The sequence below is a fragment of the Planctomycetaceae bacterium genome, from assembly GCA_041398785.1.
Taxonomy (GTDB): Bacteria; Planctomycetota; Planctomycetia; order Planctomycetales; family Planctomycetaceae; genus JAWKUA01.
Window position 1 is genome coordinate 1 of the sequence record JAWKUA010000024.1, and the last position, 15,329, is coordinate 15,329.

Annotated in this window: 12 protein-coding genes; 2 read left to right on the forward strand and 10 right to left on the reverse strand. The window is 56.9% G+C overall.

From position 1 onward, the window contains the following. Window positions 1–2,571: 2,571 nt before the first annotated feature. The gene (locus tag R3C19_22505; protein MEZ6063126.1) at window positions 2,572–3,063 is read right to left on the reverse strand and encodes a hypothetical protein; all 492 of its coding nucleotides are present in this window, start codon (window positions 3,061–3,063) and stop codon (window positions 2,572–2,574) included. A 34-nt stretch (window positions 3,064–3,097) separates the two neighbouring features. Beyond that, window positions 3,098–3,346 carry a hypothetical protein gene (locus tag R3C19_22510; GenBank protein ID MEZ6063127.1) on the reverse strand — a complete coding sequence of 83 codons (249 nt, stop codon included), beginning with the start codon at window positions 3,344–3,346 and terminating at the stop codon, window positions 3,098–3,100. 1,196 nt (window positions 3,347–4,542) lie between these two features. Here R3C19_22510 and R3C19_22515 point away from each other — a divergent pair. Further along, window positions 4,543–4,794 carry a hypothetical protein gene (locus tag R3C19_22515; protein ID MEZ6063128.1) on the forward strand — a complete coding sequence of 84 codons (252 nt, stop codon included), beginning with the start codon at window positions 4,543–4,545 and terminating at the stop codon, window positions 4,792–4,794. 411 nt (window positions 4,795–5,205) lie between these two features. Here R3C19_22515 and R3C19_22520 read toward each other — a convergent pair whose 3' ends face one another. The 6 genes from R3C19_22520 to R3C19_22545 form a co-directional block, all read right to left on the reverse strand. Beyond that, window positions 5,206–5,661: a hypothetical protein gene (locus tag R3C19_22520; protein ID MEZ6063129.1), complete on the reverse strand. Its 456-nt coding sequence runs from the start codon at window positions 5,659–5,661 to the stop codon at window positions 5,206–5,208. A gap of 56 nt (window positions 5,662–5,717) precedes the next feature. Beyond that, window positions 5,718–5,906, reverse strand: coding sequence for a hypothetical protein (locus tag R3C19_22525; protein ID MEZ6063130.1), 189 nt, complete (start codon window positions 5,904–5,906; stop codon window positions 5,718–5,720). Window positions 5,907–6,760: 854 nt separating this feature from the next. Next, complete coding sequence (locus tag R3C19_22530) at window positions 6,761–6,943, reverse strand: hypothetical protein (protein MEZ6063131.1); 183 nt, start codon at window positions 6,941–6,943, stop codon at window positions 6,761–6,763. After that, window positions 6,936–7,151 (reverse strand): hypothetical protein, encoded by a 216-nt coding sequence (locus R3C19_22535; protein MEZ6063132.1) that lies wholly within the window; start codon window positions 7,149–7,151, stop codon window positions 6,936–6,938. Before R3C19_22535 ends, R3C19_22530 begins: the two co-directional genes overlap by 8 nt. Further along, the gene (locus R3C19_22540) at window positions 7,144–7,491 is read right to left on the reverse strand and encodes a hypothetical protein (protein MEZ6063133.1); all 348 of its coding nucleotides are present in this window, start codon (window positions 7,489–7,491) and stop codon (window positions 7,144–7,146) included. Before R3C19_22540 ends, R3C19_22535 begins: the two co-directional genes overlap by 8 nt. Window positions 7,492–10,150: 2,659 nt before the next feature. Next, on the reverse strand, window positions 10,151–10,438 hold the full coding sequence (locus R3C19_22545) for a hypothetical protein (protein ID MEZ6063134.1): 288 nt from the start codon (window positions 10,436–10,438) through the stop codon (window positions 10,151–10,153). Window positions 10,439–10,997: 559 nt separating this feature from the next. Here R3C19_22545 and R3C19_22550 point away from each other — a divergent pair. Beyond that, a complete protein-coding gene (locus R3C19_22550) occupies window positions 10,998–11,309 on the forward strand; it encodes a hypothetical protein (protein ID MEZ6063135.1) in 312 nt (103 codons plus the stop codon). Window positions 11,310–13,858: 2,549 nt separating this feature from the next. On the opposite strand, the gene R3C19_22555 is transcribed toward R3C19_22550, so the two are convergent. Next, entirely contained in the window at window positions 13,859–14,107 is a 249-nt protein-coding gene (locus R3C19_22555; protein ID MEZ6063136.1) for a hypothetical protein, read from the reverse strand. A gap of 24 nt (window positions 14,108–14,131) precedes the next feature. Beyond that, complete coding sequence (ald, locus tag R3C19_22560; protein MEZ6063137.1) at window positions 14,132–15,241, reverse strand: alanine dehydrogenase; 1,110 nt, start codon at window positions 15,239–15,241, stop codon at window positions 14,132–14,134. Window positions 15,242–15,329: the final 88 nt, after the last annotated feature.

Genomic DNA, 15,329 nt, shown 5'->3' on the forward strand with positions numbered 1-15,329 from the left:
ACATTCTTCAGAAAGATGTCATCTTATGAGTTGATTCCGTTTAAGACAGTCGCTGGCCCCGTGTTTCGATATCTCGTCGACCTCTGCACGCTTCTATTCCTTTCCTTCTACAACAAAGTCTCCTTGGATTGGCCAATGAAAACTGACTGAGTCCAAGTCCGCGACAGGAGGCCACGACTCTCGACCCGCAACCCAGTCGCTAACCGTTTGTGGCCTGACCACGAAATCATCTGCATCAAGAAGAGCGAGACCGACGATCGGGCCGAGGTGCGCTGCGCTTTCGAAGGGTCGCGAAAAGTCCAGTCGATGTTTCTCGATACCGTACTGAGGGTCAAAGTAAATGTAGCAGCGCGCTCCCGCGGACTGAAGGAACGGTCTGGATATCTCAAGTTCGATGTATGTCGATGGAAACGGATGATAACCTAACCCGGAATTGCGTCTCAGTTTGGAAGATTGCTCCCAAGCTCGTGGTATTACACCTTGACGGAGTAGATCTTGTAACCATGAATGTGCCGTCACACGGGCCTTGAGCCATTCAAATAGTAGCTTCTTCCGCCGCTCAGCCTCATTGGAATCATCACTGATCTCCTCAAAGACAAGATCTTCGTCGAGCCTGTCGAGCGAACCCAAGTATTCGGCTGCTCTCCGAAATGTATCAGCCGAAGAGTGTTTGCTGCGAACTATCTTAGTCGCCCTAGCCACGGAAAGTGGACCAACGCTTGGCGTCGACATCGATAACACACTGATGAGCGCTGCCGAAGTAGCTGCTACACAGAGAAGAATCGATTTGTGATTCGGAAACCATCGATCTGTCCCATCATGCAGCATTAGAGCCCTCCGGTTCTTCGAGATCAAACACTTTGTTCTCTTTGCAACAGTCCCGCTCGATGCAGAATATACGCTCGTCACCACTGGATGGCACCGACTTCCGGTCGGAAGTCTCCACCTTGACGACCTGCTTGAAGAGTCGGTTCCTTCAGGGAATGGCAGAGTTTATCGAATAGTTCTTGAGGCCCGGCGGGCCGACACAACCTAAGCCGGTGGCGTCAGCCACCGGATCGTCAGCAAATCGTCCAATGAGCCCCGGAGAAGCGACACAACGCGAGTGAGCCAGCCACGACTGGCAGCTCCCGCACTCCCTGCCGAGCGACTGTTCCGCAGAGACACTTTTTCAGCCAGTCTCAGCGAACTCGTCGCCATGCCTCAGAAAATCCATCACGCACCTGCCGTTCCATCCGCCAATCACATTCTCTAGAAAGATGTCATCTTATGAGTTGATTCCGTTTAAGACAGTCGCTGGCCCTGTATTCCGCTATCGTTCGTCGCGCCAGAGATTCTTGCGGAAGACACTATTTCCTTCCAGTTGTCGGATTGACGTCGTCACCTATTTCACATCGCAGTGTCGCAAGCCGCCCGTCGGTCTCCCTGCGTACTGAAACAACGCCTCTGATAGGCTCAATCGTATATGGTAGCCGCTTTGCACGTTCTAGGTTGATCGTTCTGGACGTCCAAGCATTTCGAATCCCCCAATGTATGCAGTGTTTTCGCCACGGCAACGTCAAATCGTAGTTGGCATGCCTGCCCATGACTGCTTTCAGCAACGTGCAGTCAGAGTCGTGGCAACACAACACCCAGAGTAAGAGAACAACAACAACTGTGATGCCAAGCTTAGTTTTCACTGCGGACTACTCTCGTAGGAATGCCAAAGGTGTTGAAACCGTTTACTGAATCCAAGAATGCAAAAGGTGTCAGAAACCGTTTAATGAACCCAGCGGGCAAATTGTGAACAACGGTTCCTGACACCTTATTGCCCTGACACCTTTACCGCTCCCCCACCTTTATCGCTCCTCTGACACCTTTTTCGCTCCCTCGCTGCCACGGAATACGATTCCTCCAGACGCATGGTCGGATTCTGCCCTCCAGTTCTCAATTCTCGCGCCTGCAACTGGTCGATTTGACGGTTTGCCGCCGCGAGCTGAAGAATGCAAAAGGTGTCAAGAATGCAAAAGGTGTCAGGAACCGTTTACTGTAGGAATGCCAAAGGTGTCAGGAACCGTTTACTGAATCCAAGAATGCAAAAGGTGTCAGGAACCGTTTACTGAATCCAGCGGGCAAATTGTGAACAACGGTTCCCTGACACCTTTACCGCCCCCGCGCCTGCAACTGGTCGATTTGACGGTTTGCCGCCGCGAGCTGAAGAATGCAAAGGTGTCAAGAATGCAAAGGTGCCGAACCACATTGTAGGAATGCCAAAGGTGTCAGGAACCGTTTACTGAATCCAAGAATGCAAAAGGTGTTGTAAAACCGTTTACTGAATCCAGCGGCAATTGTGAACAACGGTTCCTGACACCTTTACCGCTCCCCTGACACCTTTACCGCCTCCCCCACCTTTATCGCTCCTCTGACACCTTTTTCGCTCCTCGCTGCCACGGAATACGATTCCTCCAGACGCATGGTCGGATTCTTGCCCCCTCCAGTTCCTCAATTCGCGCCTGCAACTGGTCGTGGATTTGACGGTTTGCCGCCGCGAGCTGAAGAATGCAAAAAAGGTGCTGGCGAATGCAAAAGGTGTCAGGAACCGTTTACTGAATCCAGCGGCAATTCAGGAACAACGTTCCTGACACCCTTTATCGCTCCCTCATCGTTGTCACGGCTCTGGCTCTTCCGAACCTCTTCACCGTGTGCAGCCAGATTTCCACCGACGTTCCCAGCCGATCCAGAACCGGCGGAGCGTTCTCCGAAATCACGCCGCTTGCCGGGGCGAAGCTGGCGACCGGTCCAGTCGACGAGTTGCAGGTACTGGCCAAAGTCATCGGCAGGCGTTTTGTTGGTGGCTCGGCGAGAATTGGATTTTTCGCGGACCTTCTTTCGCTTCGGATCCAATTCCACCGGAGCCAGCCAGCCGGCTTTCGGACCGCGTTCCACGCGAACGTCCTGCGCGTCAGGCGTCGAGACTTCATCGGCCGACTTCAGATCGGCTGCGCGTTCCCTGCACGCTGGTGAACTCGCTTTCTTCGGGAGTCTCTGCCGTGCCGGTCGCACGTTCAGGTCGATGTACACCATGCACGCGGCAATCGCTTCTTCATTGGGTACACCCTCAGCCTGAAGCGTGTCCCTCCCAAAACCGACCTGTGCATTCGTCTTCGGCGTTGGCCATGCGGGCGATGACCTCCGACATGCACCGCATGAACCACGACACGCTCGACAGCCGCTTGCGGCGTTCTTCCAGCGTCGCGGCATCGCTGGTGATCGCGTTAAGGTCCGTCTCGGCCGGTTCCGCGGCCGACCCGTCCTGATTGCGCTCGTTGCGGGAATAAAGCTCACCACCGCCGAGCCACTTCTTCACCGACCACCCCGCCACCACATCTGGCCGAGTCTCTCAACACGACATGAAAGTGGTTGCTCATCACAGCGAACCCCATGACTTCTCGACGCCGAACACCCCGGCCAGGAATTCCAGCCGGTTACGAATCCACTGCCGTCGATGCTCGTAGTCCCGGCCTGACACCGGATCCACCCCACACAAGAACTCCCCGCCTCACACAGCGGCGGACGCAGTGAACCACCTGAATCTCAACTTCCGACAACACTTCCCGACGGTTTAGCGCGTGCCATGACGAAAGCCTCGAACAACTGGAAATTCAATGAAAACAGAATCGACCGAGCTTGACGGCATGGAACGTAACCGCCAAACTGCGACGCGTCAACCATGGATGGCCCCGCCCCCGTCGGTCGATGCTCGTAGTCCCGGCCCGACACCGGATCCACCCCACACAAGAATCCCCTGCCTCACACAGCGGTTGACGCAGTGAACCACCTGAATCTCAACTTCCGACAACACTTCCCGACGGTTTACGCGTGCCATGACGAAAGCCTCTCGAACAACTGGAAATTCAATGAAACAGAATCGACTGAGCTTGACGGCACGGGAACGTAACCGCCAAACTGCGACGCGTCAACGGCGGATGGCCCCGCCCCCGTCGGATGGCCCCGCCCCCGTCGGAAATCACCGAAGGCCCGGCTGAGGTCTCTCAGCACGGTGCACTCGACGTTGATCCACAGTATTTGATCAAAAGGCGATTTGAACAGGAAGTTCGGCTTCGAATTGAGGGACTTGATCCTGTCCGGGCCCGGCATTCGTGGCAACATCTTCGGGACCGGCAGCAGATGAACGTCGTACTCGTCGCGGCACCATCTGCGTTGATCGGTTGTCGTCCGGCAGTCAAAGACGCAATTTCCTGGCTATTATGCTGACGGATCGCCTGAATCAGGAGTTGCAGGTTGTTGAACTGCTCGGAATCCGCAGCTGTGACAATTCCCCTCGGTTCCGAGCGACGCGAAACACGCGTCTCCAGAGTCGTTCAATCGTCCATGGCCCCATTCATCATCCACCACCAGCCGGCGGAGCGCGATACCTTCGTCTCCACATCGACGGCGAATTACCTCGGCGAAACGGCGAAACATGCGGCCGCCTGGCAGTAGAACCAACCCGGTGAATCACCGCTAAAGAGCGCTCGTGCATTCGGCCAAGCGGTAAATTCCGTGCTGTGCCGGATTACCTTCGGTGTCTTCACACAGAACGTTGTCAACAAAGATCCTGAACTGAACCTCATCGTCGAGATTCCAGATCTTTTCGAAAAGATCAGGTACGTGGTCAAATGGGTCGCCCTGCACGAATACTGTGACATCGGCGAGGTCGTCGTATCGCGTAATGATATGATGCAGATAGGTGTCAGCCTCGCGCCCGACGTTGGGAAGGCTGTTCTCGGCGGATGGGAAGTTCCCTTGTTATAGATCGTGATGGGGAGCGATCGAAAGGCGTCGAGCCAACCGTCTGCTCCTGTACCTAGAGACACCAGTTCCAGTTTTGGTCGCCGCGATCGGCAGCGGGAAAGATTGGGAAGTGATCGAAATTCAACCGGAGCGGGCTGCGAACGATAGCCGCAGGTCCGACAGACCGCGCGCGGGTGATTTCCTTGCCGCTTAGCAAACACCAGCGGATGCGTGCAGACAGGAGTGCCAAGGATGTCGGTCCCTGATCGATAGGTGGCAGACAAAGGATGAGCGGTCACTTCAGAGTTCCCGCCAGCATCAACACCGGCGCCGGTTACTCGCACCGAATCCAGTCCCTTAAACTTGTCGACTTCCACGTTCGTCAGGGTTTGGCCGACCCGTGACAGGGCAGGCAGCGAGAAGTCACCTCTGTCACGATCTCTGATCAGTCGACAATGCACTCGTCGTCTTCCTGCCGCCGGATGCAGCGGCAGCTCGGCTTTGCTGCCGGGAAACGGATTCCGTCGCGAATTGACGAAGTTCGGTCGTGTGAGCGTGATTTCCGTGGAGATCGAAGAGAATGCGATCGACTGCCTCCACGCCCTGCATGAAGGAGTGATCCTGATTGCTGACCTCGTACTTCCAGGCACCAAACCGTCCTCGCGAGTAAATTCCGTACTGTTCCAGCTCCTTCAGGCAGGACTCGGCAAGAATCCCGTCGCGGTCGAGTGTGGGGATCGGGTAGCCGTGGTCCAGAACCGTGTGCCAGCGATCAACGACATCGGCGTTCGACGGCAGCAGGCCACATCGCAGCAGTCCGTCCAGACACTCGCTCACCGGATTGCGGAGGCGGTGAGAAACGTATTGGCTTCCGGCAACTTCAGCCATCAGTGACCAGCAGCCTGCCGGAGCCATGCCGGCCGGACTCAGATTGCTCAGGCACGTCACGCGGTAACAGGGAATACTCGGATCAGGGAGGTGTAGAACCAGAACCGGTCACGCAACAGCGGCGGCAGTGTTCCCCGCACTCCGATGCCAACAACGTGAGTTCTCGTATGGCGGAGTTCGGCTGCCCGCTTCGGCCCCTGAGGTTCCAGGATCTGAGCAAGCTGGCTGACCGGCATCGTCGACACCAGGTTCTCCAGCCGATAATCTGCCCGTCGTTTAGTCGAGCAGCAAGCTGCTGACGGCAGCCACGCGCTGGCCATAGTGGATGATCTCGGGTCCGGGAGAAGTGAAGCAACAAAGCGTTGTGATTGCTCCCGGTGCCGCCGGTTCGGGGATAACGAAACCGCACATTCGGCCCCCAGGACGTATTGTCCTCATCGAGACAAATCCCGCGAAGCACGTTCTTCATATCGAGACGCGGGACTCGCTCGTGGATCCAGGAGTAACTCATGTCCTCCAGCGGCCACGCCCAGATCTTGCTGTTGTAGGGACAAAAGAAAGCCCTCGGCGATTCCTCTGAACGTAGCGTAGATCCAGCTGCGAAAATCTTCCGGCGGCGAATCGCTCTTTGACTCAAATGCTTCAAGAAGTCCGCTCACACATTCCCATTTCCGTTGTGGCGGTGCCGCTGGAGATTGTGCTGAAACGGGTAGGGAACACTGATTCCATCGATTTGAATCCAGGTCGATCGTTCGTACTGTACCAGGCGGACGCCGGCATTGCTTCCGCCATACCGGAGCTGTACTTTTCGTAATGAGAAAACTGCAGATGACTACCCAGATCCCACGTGAAACCGCTGTCATCGATAAAATGACGACGCCAGTCCGCCGGGGCGGTCGCCGGCCTCCAGAATCATGACGTCACTGTTGCCAGCGTTCGATCCATCGAAGCGCGGCCTCTAGTCCTGTCGGACCGGCTCCGATAATCAGAAGCTCACGCGCCGCATGAACGCCGTCCGTCTGGTTGGTGAGAATGATCTATCAGTTTCAGATGATTCGTCAAAGTGCCCGGCTTGCCGCAGGAGAATCCACAGGCCGGATCAATGCTGCCAGACAATCGGCCGTCGGCCGCAATCCGGTGGCGACTCCAACACCAGGTACGCGCAGCCGAAAGTCACCTGCCACCATTCTTCGTTCACGATGCCTTCCACATAAGTCTGATTGATCGTTTGTGCGTGAATATCTGCGGGCCTGTCAGCAGCGGCCACAGGTGTCTCAGGCAATCAGGCCGACTCTGACCAGGTCGACGTCGAGCATGGCCAGCACCACAGGCTCCCCGAACGTCGGGAGCGTCTCCGCGAACCATCCGGGAACGAACTCGCAACATTCAATGCTCCCCCAGTCACGAATGTTCTTTGTCACGGTCTCCAGCGACGCACTGTAATCTCCAGAGCGGAACTGTTGCATCTCGCCGCCAAACTGCTCATGCACGTCGCCGTTCGCAATAAAACTGATAGCGGCCGTCGCCGCGGGTATCGGCAGTCCCCGGAACGTCGAAGATGATGAGCCGTCGACCGACCGCCGAACACACAAGGCTCAGCTTTGCGGAAAAGCCATGCCGAGAAAACAGCCGCATCTCCACGACTACACCGGGCACGTCGAGCCGCAGAATCGCGTCGGCCACGATGAACGGTTCTCCCGGCACATGCTCGCAGTGAATCTCTTGGTGAATCGTGTCGAAAGCGTCGGCAAGCTGTTCCCGGAATTCACGCGTATCGCGCAAATCACGCTCAGAAATAAGACCTTCCTGTCGCCGCGGAGACGAATTCATCCCGCCATTGCCCAAATCCCGCTTCGCACACGATCCTGAAGCGACATATTGAGTTTACGCTCTGAAGGCAGTTTCATGCGACTCACACGCCCAACCGCTTACGGGAACCGCGGCCGACACAGTCGGCTGCCAAACGCCAATTGGAATCGAACCGGATTACTCCTTCAGCGTTGTGCAGCCCTACTATGCCGGCTGAAGAAAGGCAAGAAAGTCGACCATGGTTCGATAGATGACGGTTCCCCCTCCTGAGAAACCTGCTGACCATCCTCAACTGCATGATTCGAAACAATCAGCCCTCGATCTCGCCATCCGGTTGTTCAGCCGGCGATCCTAACTTGATCCGCCCCGGAGACAGATTCAGACTCCAAGCGTTCGGAGAAGCCGAGTGAGGCTCGCCGGGAGTGCAACCGCACAAGGAATATCTGAACCGACGCGTTCGGTGAGCACTCCCCGCCGAGCGACTGTTCGCGGGACACTTTTCAGCCAGTCTCAGCGAACTCGTCGCCATGCCTCAGAAAATCCATCAGCTGCACTGTTGCACCATCCGCCAACGACATTGTTCAGAAATATGTCATCTTATGAGTTGATTCCGTTTAAGACAGTCGCTGGCCCCGTGTTTCGCACGTGTTTCGAATAATTGTTTTCCTTCGACTTCCGTCTTTCAATGGCCGGACTACCTGACAATGTCGCAGGCCGGTAGCATTTGGCGGAGCTGGACGCGCCAGTACTCGACAACTGCGTCCGGCTTAGCTCTAGTCTTCTGAGCTTATCGAGTCTTCCAAGCGATGCCACCGCCTCATCGGTTACATTGGTTCCGGCCAATGATAACCACTCAAGACTCATGAGATTGCTGAGTGCGTGAACGCCCGCATTTGAAATGCGTGTCTCAGAAAGGGAAAGTCAGCAGTAAACGCATGGACGCAATGCGATCAGCAGCACTATCGTCAGAGATATTGCACTCATCCAAGCGGAGCGATTTTAACTCAGCTAGGCCGGCAAGCCACCGGATCCCGTCATCTGAGACCGCAGTGCGGCTTAGGGAGAGTCCTTGAAGCGAAGATAATGTACCTATTGTCCGCATCGCAGCATTCGTCACGGAACTGCCTTCAAGGCTTAAATATCGAATCGCAGTATTGCCACTCAGCTGATGAACTGCGTCGTCGGAAACGCGAGGCGTCCTTAGAAAGAGTTTAGTCGGCGCATCAATCTGTATGTTCTTGAAGTCCGAATCCGAAATACGTGATGTCTCATCGAACACTACCAGCAGCCAAAAGGAGGATTGAGGCGTCTCTCCCACATTTACCTGCCCACCCAGTGACTCCAGCTGAGCGACGAGACTTCCGTGTTGGTTCAAAAACTTGTCGATGGCTGGATTCTAGGCCTGCTCAATGTGGTTCTTGCGGATCACGTGCTTAGCAGATTGTTCGCAACCTGGCAACACGACGAATAGCAAGGAGAGTAGCAAGTCAGCAAGCACAGCAGGATTGCACCAAAGAGTTTTCATTGCAAAAGCTGAGTTAGAAGCCTCCCGTAGAGATCGTCTCGAGAAGCGGCGATAGATCCTGAGGTCCCAGCACTCACTGCTCGGTCCCATTAGTATATGCTGAACAATTGAATGTCGACAGGAACTGTTCCTGCATAATTTCACATTGAGTGGCATCTGCCTCACTGCGATAGATTGAGCGGCAGTCGACCGCTTTCATTCGAGGACAGAGTATCTTGTGGCAGTCCGCCCAGCACTGCGAAGCTCGATCATACTCAGCCAGACAACAATCGTGCAGTTCGCAGATTGCATCGACCTCGTCGATTGGCTGCGGGTTGAAGGCATAGTTGGGAACCCATCGAGTGAAGCATGATGTCGGCTTTTCGCATTTGTTTTCTAAGCAATTTCATTTCCGGCCAAGCCCACAATAGTGCCTGTAACCCGCTTTGGTCGGCGGTTTGGGTGCTCAGATTGTCGGGGCTGTGTTGCTACTAAAGGTGCAATCTATGTACTTTTCAGTACCTATCAAACATCCAACATCCGCATTCCTTCTCGCAGCAATCCCGTGGGGAACCGTCCAAGCATATAACCTTCTGAAGAACTCGCTTTCGGAGGCATCTTCACCCCAACTTCGATCGAAACGCATTCGCAGCAAAATACTCTAACCCACTGGGATCTACCATTGCAACTGGTGAGTCTAGCGAATAGCGATACAGGCAGCCATCCGATCGAAGTAGCCTCCAGAGGATCCACACTGCACCACCGTGCCGTAGTCGGCTGATACATCCGCCCGGACGTACAGCAGTCCTGTTTCCTGAGAGCTCAGGCTGTTCCCGGCCCACCGACCCAGCGGAAGGGGGCTGACGGTGGTGCCGGTGCTGGTGACGGTGTTGCCCCCGTGCGTCGTAGAGATACGTGCTGGCGCTGGCCTGTGTGGAACTGGTCGCGAATCCGGTGGATCCCAGAGCGTCGGCGTGACGCCAGTGGCTGGTCGTGCTGCGGCGCTGACTGACGACCCGGCCGTACTGAACCGGTTCCGCCGTGTACGTCGCCTGCAGAGCGTTCGCCGAGTTCAGTTCGGCCAGATAAGCGTCCGTGTTCCCTGTCCCACACGAACTTCGTGACGGCGGTGCTCTGCTGCTTCGTCACCCGGCGGTTGTCGGCGTTAGGTCATTGTCACCGGAGCACCCGTCGGCAGACGGTACTGCACCGGCTGACTTTCGTAATCCGCATGCCGTCGCCGCGATTGCCCGTCGGCGGCTGTTCAATCTTCTGGTTGCCGTCGGAATGTACACATACGTCGTGCGGTCGGCTGCCGCCTGGAGCATACTTCAACTGATTGGCGTTGTCATAGGCGAACGTCGTCCGCGTGCCGTCGGCGTTCTTCAGCGTGCGGTTGCCGGCCGGGTCGAACACGAACGTCTGCTGATACGCGTTCGTTCCCGTGCGGTGCTCATCCAGCAACTGATTGGCAGCATCGTACGACCACGTCGTACGCGAGCCGCCCGCCCTTCAATCTGCACCGTGCGGTTGCCCGCGTTGTCGTAGCGGTAATCGAGCTGCAGAATGGAGGTTCCCGCCGACTTGCGGTGGAACACCTGCGTCGTCTGACCGGCGTTGTCGTAGGTCAGTGACGTCCGCGTGCCGTTCGACTGCCGCTGCACCGTGCGTCGGCCGGCGTTGTCGTAGCCGAACGTCGTGATTTCACTGAACGGATTGAGCAGCTTCGTGAGCTGATTGGCAGCATTGTAAGGGATGAACCGTCCGGAACCCGGCAGTCCATCGACGCCCGGTTGCCGACCGGATCGAAGGCGTAACTAATTCGCTTGCTGTTCGGCGCGCCGCCACCGTGGCCTGGCCTGATGCCGTCGTAGGAAGACGTGTACCGCCCCGTGGCATTGGCCATCAGCCGTCATTGACGGTTGATCCGAGCTGCCGCTCCTCCGCGATGAGCCAGCCAATCAAGCACGAACGCCCGGCCGCCATTTCGCGAGCAGCGGTTGCCGGTTGCATCATAACCGGTATGAGTAAATTGACGGGAACGGAATCGCAGGGCAACGGCTTGCTCGGGCCTTCCGGCAAAGGCAGCGTTGCCTTCTTCGTCACCGGCCATCGATCGCCGGACTGGCGAATGATCGATCGCAACATACCGGCGCCGAAGTTCGGCGTGGCCGGGTATCGGGACGGTCGTGGTGCCGTCATCATCCTGCCGCTGCATCACAATATGACTGCCGCGTTGCCGAACCTGTTCAAAGCCATGCCGCCGGAGGATGCCGCAGACATCATTTCCGGAAAGCACCCGCAGCCTACCCAATGGACACCTCGACGTGCGTGACAAACACATCGCCGCCTGTCCGAGATTCGATTTCCCGCTCTGACGCGCACTCAAAGAAAAGCTCGACGGCTTCGCGCAGGTTTTCGGCGTGAGCTGATTCGACGCTGTCGCCCTGGCTGGCGATGTCAAGGTCCGGGCACAGGTGCCACATACCCGGCAACTTCTCCCGCCGAATGACTGCTGTAACGATTCTGTTCAAGGAGCGGCTCAGATAAGGAGGCGAGAAATCCCGCCGGCCATTGTACCGCAGATCCGGCACGCACGGTACAGCGCGCATCGCCGGCAATTTCCGTCCGGTGAGAAGGCCTGGCAATGTCACCGATCCATGATCCACGATGCTTCTCCCGATACCGCCGCGAACATTCTGACCGGCACCATCCACCGCCGGAGTCCATCCGGCAACTGGCGTGAAGCTGACGCGGAGCCGAAACGTGAGCCAAGGCCCCCACCTTGACGACCTGCCTGAAGAGTCGGTTCCTTCTGGGACTGGCAGTATCGGCTCATTTTTCCTGAGGCCCGGCGGGCCGACACATTAGGCCGGTGGCGTGTCACCGGATTGGCAGCGAATCGTCAGCTAAGCCCCGGAGAGGCGACAACGCGAATATGCCGGCCACGACCGGTTGCTCCCCGCACTCCCTGCCGAGCGACTGTTCGGCAGCGACACTTTCAACCAGTCTCGCGAACACGTCGCCTTGCCTCAGAAAATCCACCAGCTGCACCCGACGTTCCATCCTCCGACGACATTTCACAGAACGACCGCATCTTTGTGAGTTGACCTGTTTAAGCGCAGCCGCTGGCCCAGCCTGGCCCCAAGATTCGATTTCCGCATTCCTTCAGTTACTTCTGAACCCACACAGTCAGTCGGTGTTTCCATCGCCAACGTCAATTCCAGTTCATGGCCCTTGCTGGAACCTATAAACAGCCTCTCGCCGATTGAAGCAAACGAGAAGCGTTTCTCATCCAACGGCTCGTTGATCGTCTCTGGAAATGGCCCCCAACGTCCACTTTCGTGACGTCGGTACTGCCGATACCGTGGAGAACGCCGTCACTGTCGATCGCTACAATCAATGAATCGTTCTGAACGAATGCGGCACCGCGAAATGTACCGTTTACAATGTAATTTGAAGTGACCCGAAATCCCGCCACAGGGTTGATCTCAGTGTGAAAGATTCCGAGATCACTGTCGAGAGATGAGACAAGCACGGTGGAATCCGACGAGATGTCACAACTCCAGCAGTCCCAGAACTCGCCAGGGTTTCAATTGAGTGCAGAACTCGCCCGCTATACGGATCGAAAAATGTGACGATGGCAGGACGGTGACACGCCGCACAGCAAATTCTTGCCGTGTGATCCTGCGAGGCAGCGACTGCGAATATGCTCGTCCGCGACGACAGGCCACGATGTTCTGGTGACTGCTTTCCTCACTTCAGCATCAATGGAGGTCAGATGGAATCACCACGCTGCAAATCCGCGTGTCAAAATCATCTGACGCTTCTCTAGTATTACTATCTGCCCATGAAAAGAATTCGATCACCTGCTACACAGAACGACCCTGCAATTGCTGCCTTCATAGGTCGCGATCTCGTGAGTTCGAGCATCAACAATAACTATCTTACCCTCGTGAGTGAGTGCCAGTACTTTGTCTCTGCCGAACGACTCGACACGCTGCAATCCCAAGACGTCGGCGAGCCGACATCAAATGACGCATCTCGTTCGAAAATGGGCGCTATCCGCAACTGTCTTCTTTGCAGACCACGGTAAACGGCCTATTATCGAGCACGACGACATATACGCGCGATCAGTGAATTGAAATGACTGGCGAAGTTGCCTGGAAAAGTAGTGCTGTAAGGCAGAGAGTGAGAAGTTGAGGTAAAAACGAAACGAGCGCACAGACTTATTACTTATGTTAGTGGTGTCGAGGTCCGAACAGATTTCAAAACGATGCAGAATGAGCCATAAAGGCATCGTTCACTGTTGTGGACGGATGTCGGGGCCGACGGATGTCGGGGCCATCCATTGTAACTGCTTTGGCCGGCGACGTCTTGCGAAGTCCTGGCATCTGACAGGGAGCTGGCGGGCGGGGATCAGGCAATGCCGGCTGGGAGGAGCTGGATTCGAATGGCGGATGCTGACGAGCGGGGCTTTTAGCGGCGACGGACGCCACCGCCCGCCGCTTGCCAAACTTCCTGACAGTGTGCAGCCACAGCTCTCTGGAGGTTCCCAGCCGCTCGAGGATCGGCGGGGCGCTTTCGGAAATGACACCTCGCTTGCCGGGGTGAAGCTGGCGGCCGGTCCAATCGGCGAGCTGCAGGTATTCGGTCAGCGTCATCGGCAGACAGCCTTTGTTGGTGGCTCGTCGTGGATTGATTTTTCGCGGACCTCCGCTTCAGATCCAATACCACGGGAGCCAGCCAGCCGGCCGCGAGCCGTACTCGATGCGGACGTCCACAACATCCCTTCTCCCCCGCGGGGGGAGAAGGTGCCCGGAGGGCGGATGAAGGCCTGTTCGACTGCCGAATTCGCTGCCTTGCGCTGAAAACTGAACGCTGTTACCGGAAAACTCCTCCGCCGACTTCAGATCGAATACGCGTTCTGCACGCTGGTGAAGTCGCGTCTTCCGGAGTCTCCGCCAGGCTGGCTCGCACCGGGTTCAGGTCGACGTTGACCATGCACGCGGCGATGGCTTCTTCGTCGGGCAACACCGGAGTCTTGAAGCGGCCCTCCCAAAACCGGCCCGTGCATTCGCACCGCTGGACATGCGAGCGATCACTTCCGACATGCACCTGCGCGGGCTTCACTCAACGCGGACACGCCGGTTCAATTCAGGAGTGAAAGTTCGTCGCCAGCGGCAGTTGGAACGTTTCGGCGACGGCCTGGTTGGTGACCCGACCGCGGTGCATGTTCACAGCGGCCGCCAGTCCGGGATCCTGTTCACAGGCGGCTTTCAGGCCGAGACGGGCGATTCGTTTCACGTACGGAAACGTCACGTTGCACAGGGCGTATGTGCTGGTGCGGCCGACGGCTCCCGGCATGTTGGTCACGCAGTAATGAACGATGCCGTCGACGATGTATGTCGGATCGCCGTGAGTCGTCGGGCGCGACGTTTCGGTGCAGCCGCCCTGATCGATGCACACGTCGATGATGACGGCACCCGGTTTCATCAGTTTCAGGTCGGCGGCCGTGACGAGTTCCGGAGCGCGGGCACCGGGAATCAGGACGGCTCCGATCACCAGATCGGCCAGCTTTAACTGATCGCGAATGCTGTGGCGATCGCTGAAGACGGTGTTCACGTTGGCGGGCATGATGTCTTCCAGATAGCGCAGCCGATCGACGTTGATGTCCAGAATGACGACGTCGGCCTGGAACCCGGCGGCGATCTGAGCGGCGTTCTTGCCGACGACTCCGCCGCCGAGAATCACGATGTGAGCGGGTTCGACGCCGGGCACTCCGCCGAGCAGAATTCCGCGGCCTTCCTGCGGGCGTTCCAGATATTTGGCTCCTTCCTGAATGCTCATGCGTCCCGCCACTTCGCTCATCGGAGTCAGCAGCGGCAGGTCTGCGCTGCGTCCTCGCAGAGTTTCGTAGGCGACGGCGGTGACATTCGTTTGCAACACATTCCGAGTCAGCGTCTCATCCGCGGCGAAGTGAAAATACGTGAACAGAGCCTGATCGGGTCGCAGCATCGGCCATTCCGATTCCTGCGGTTCCTTGACCTTGACGACAAGTTCGGCCTGCGCGAACACATCGGATGCGGCGTCGACGATTTCCGCACCGGCGGCTTCGTATTGCTGATTGAAAATGCCGCTGCCGATTCCCGCGTCGCGCTGAATCAGCACACGATGTCCGCCGGCGGTCAGGTCTTCCACACCGCTGGGCAGCATGGCGACTCGATATTCGTCCGGTTTGATTTCCCGAGGAACGCCTACAATCATGCCGATGGTCCTTGTTTGATTTTTCTCACGTTCCGCACTTCGGTCCGGATTTCCGTCGGACTGTTGCCAGTGCTGCGGCGCGGAATCC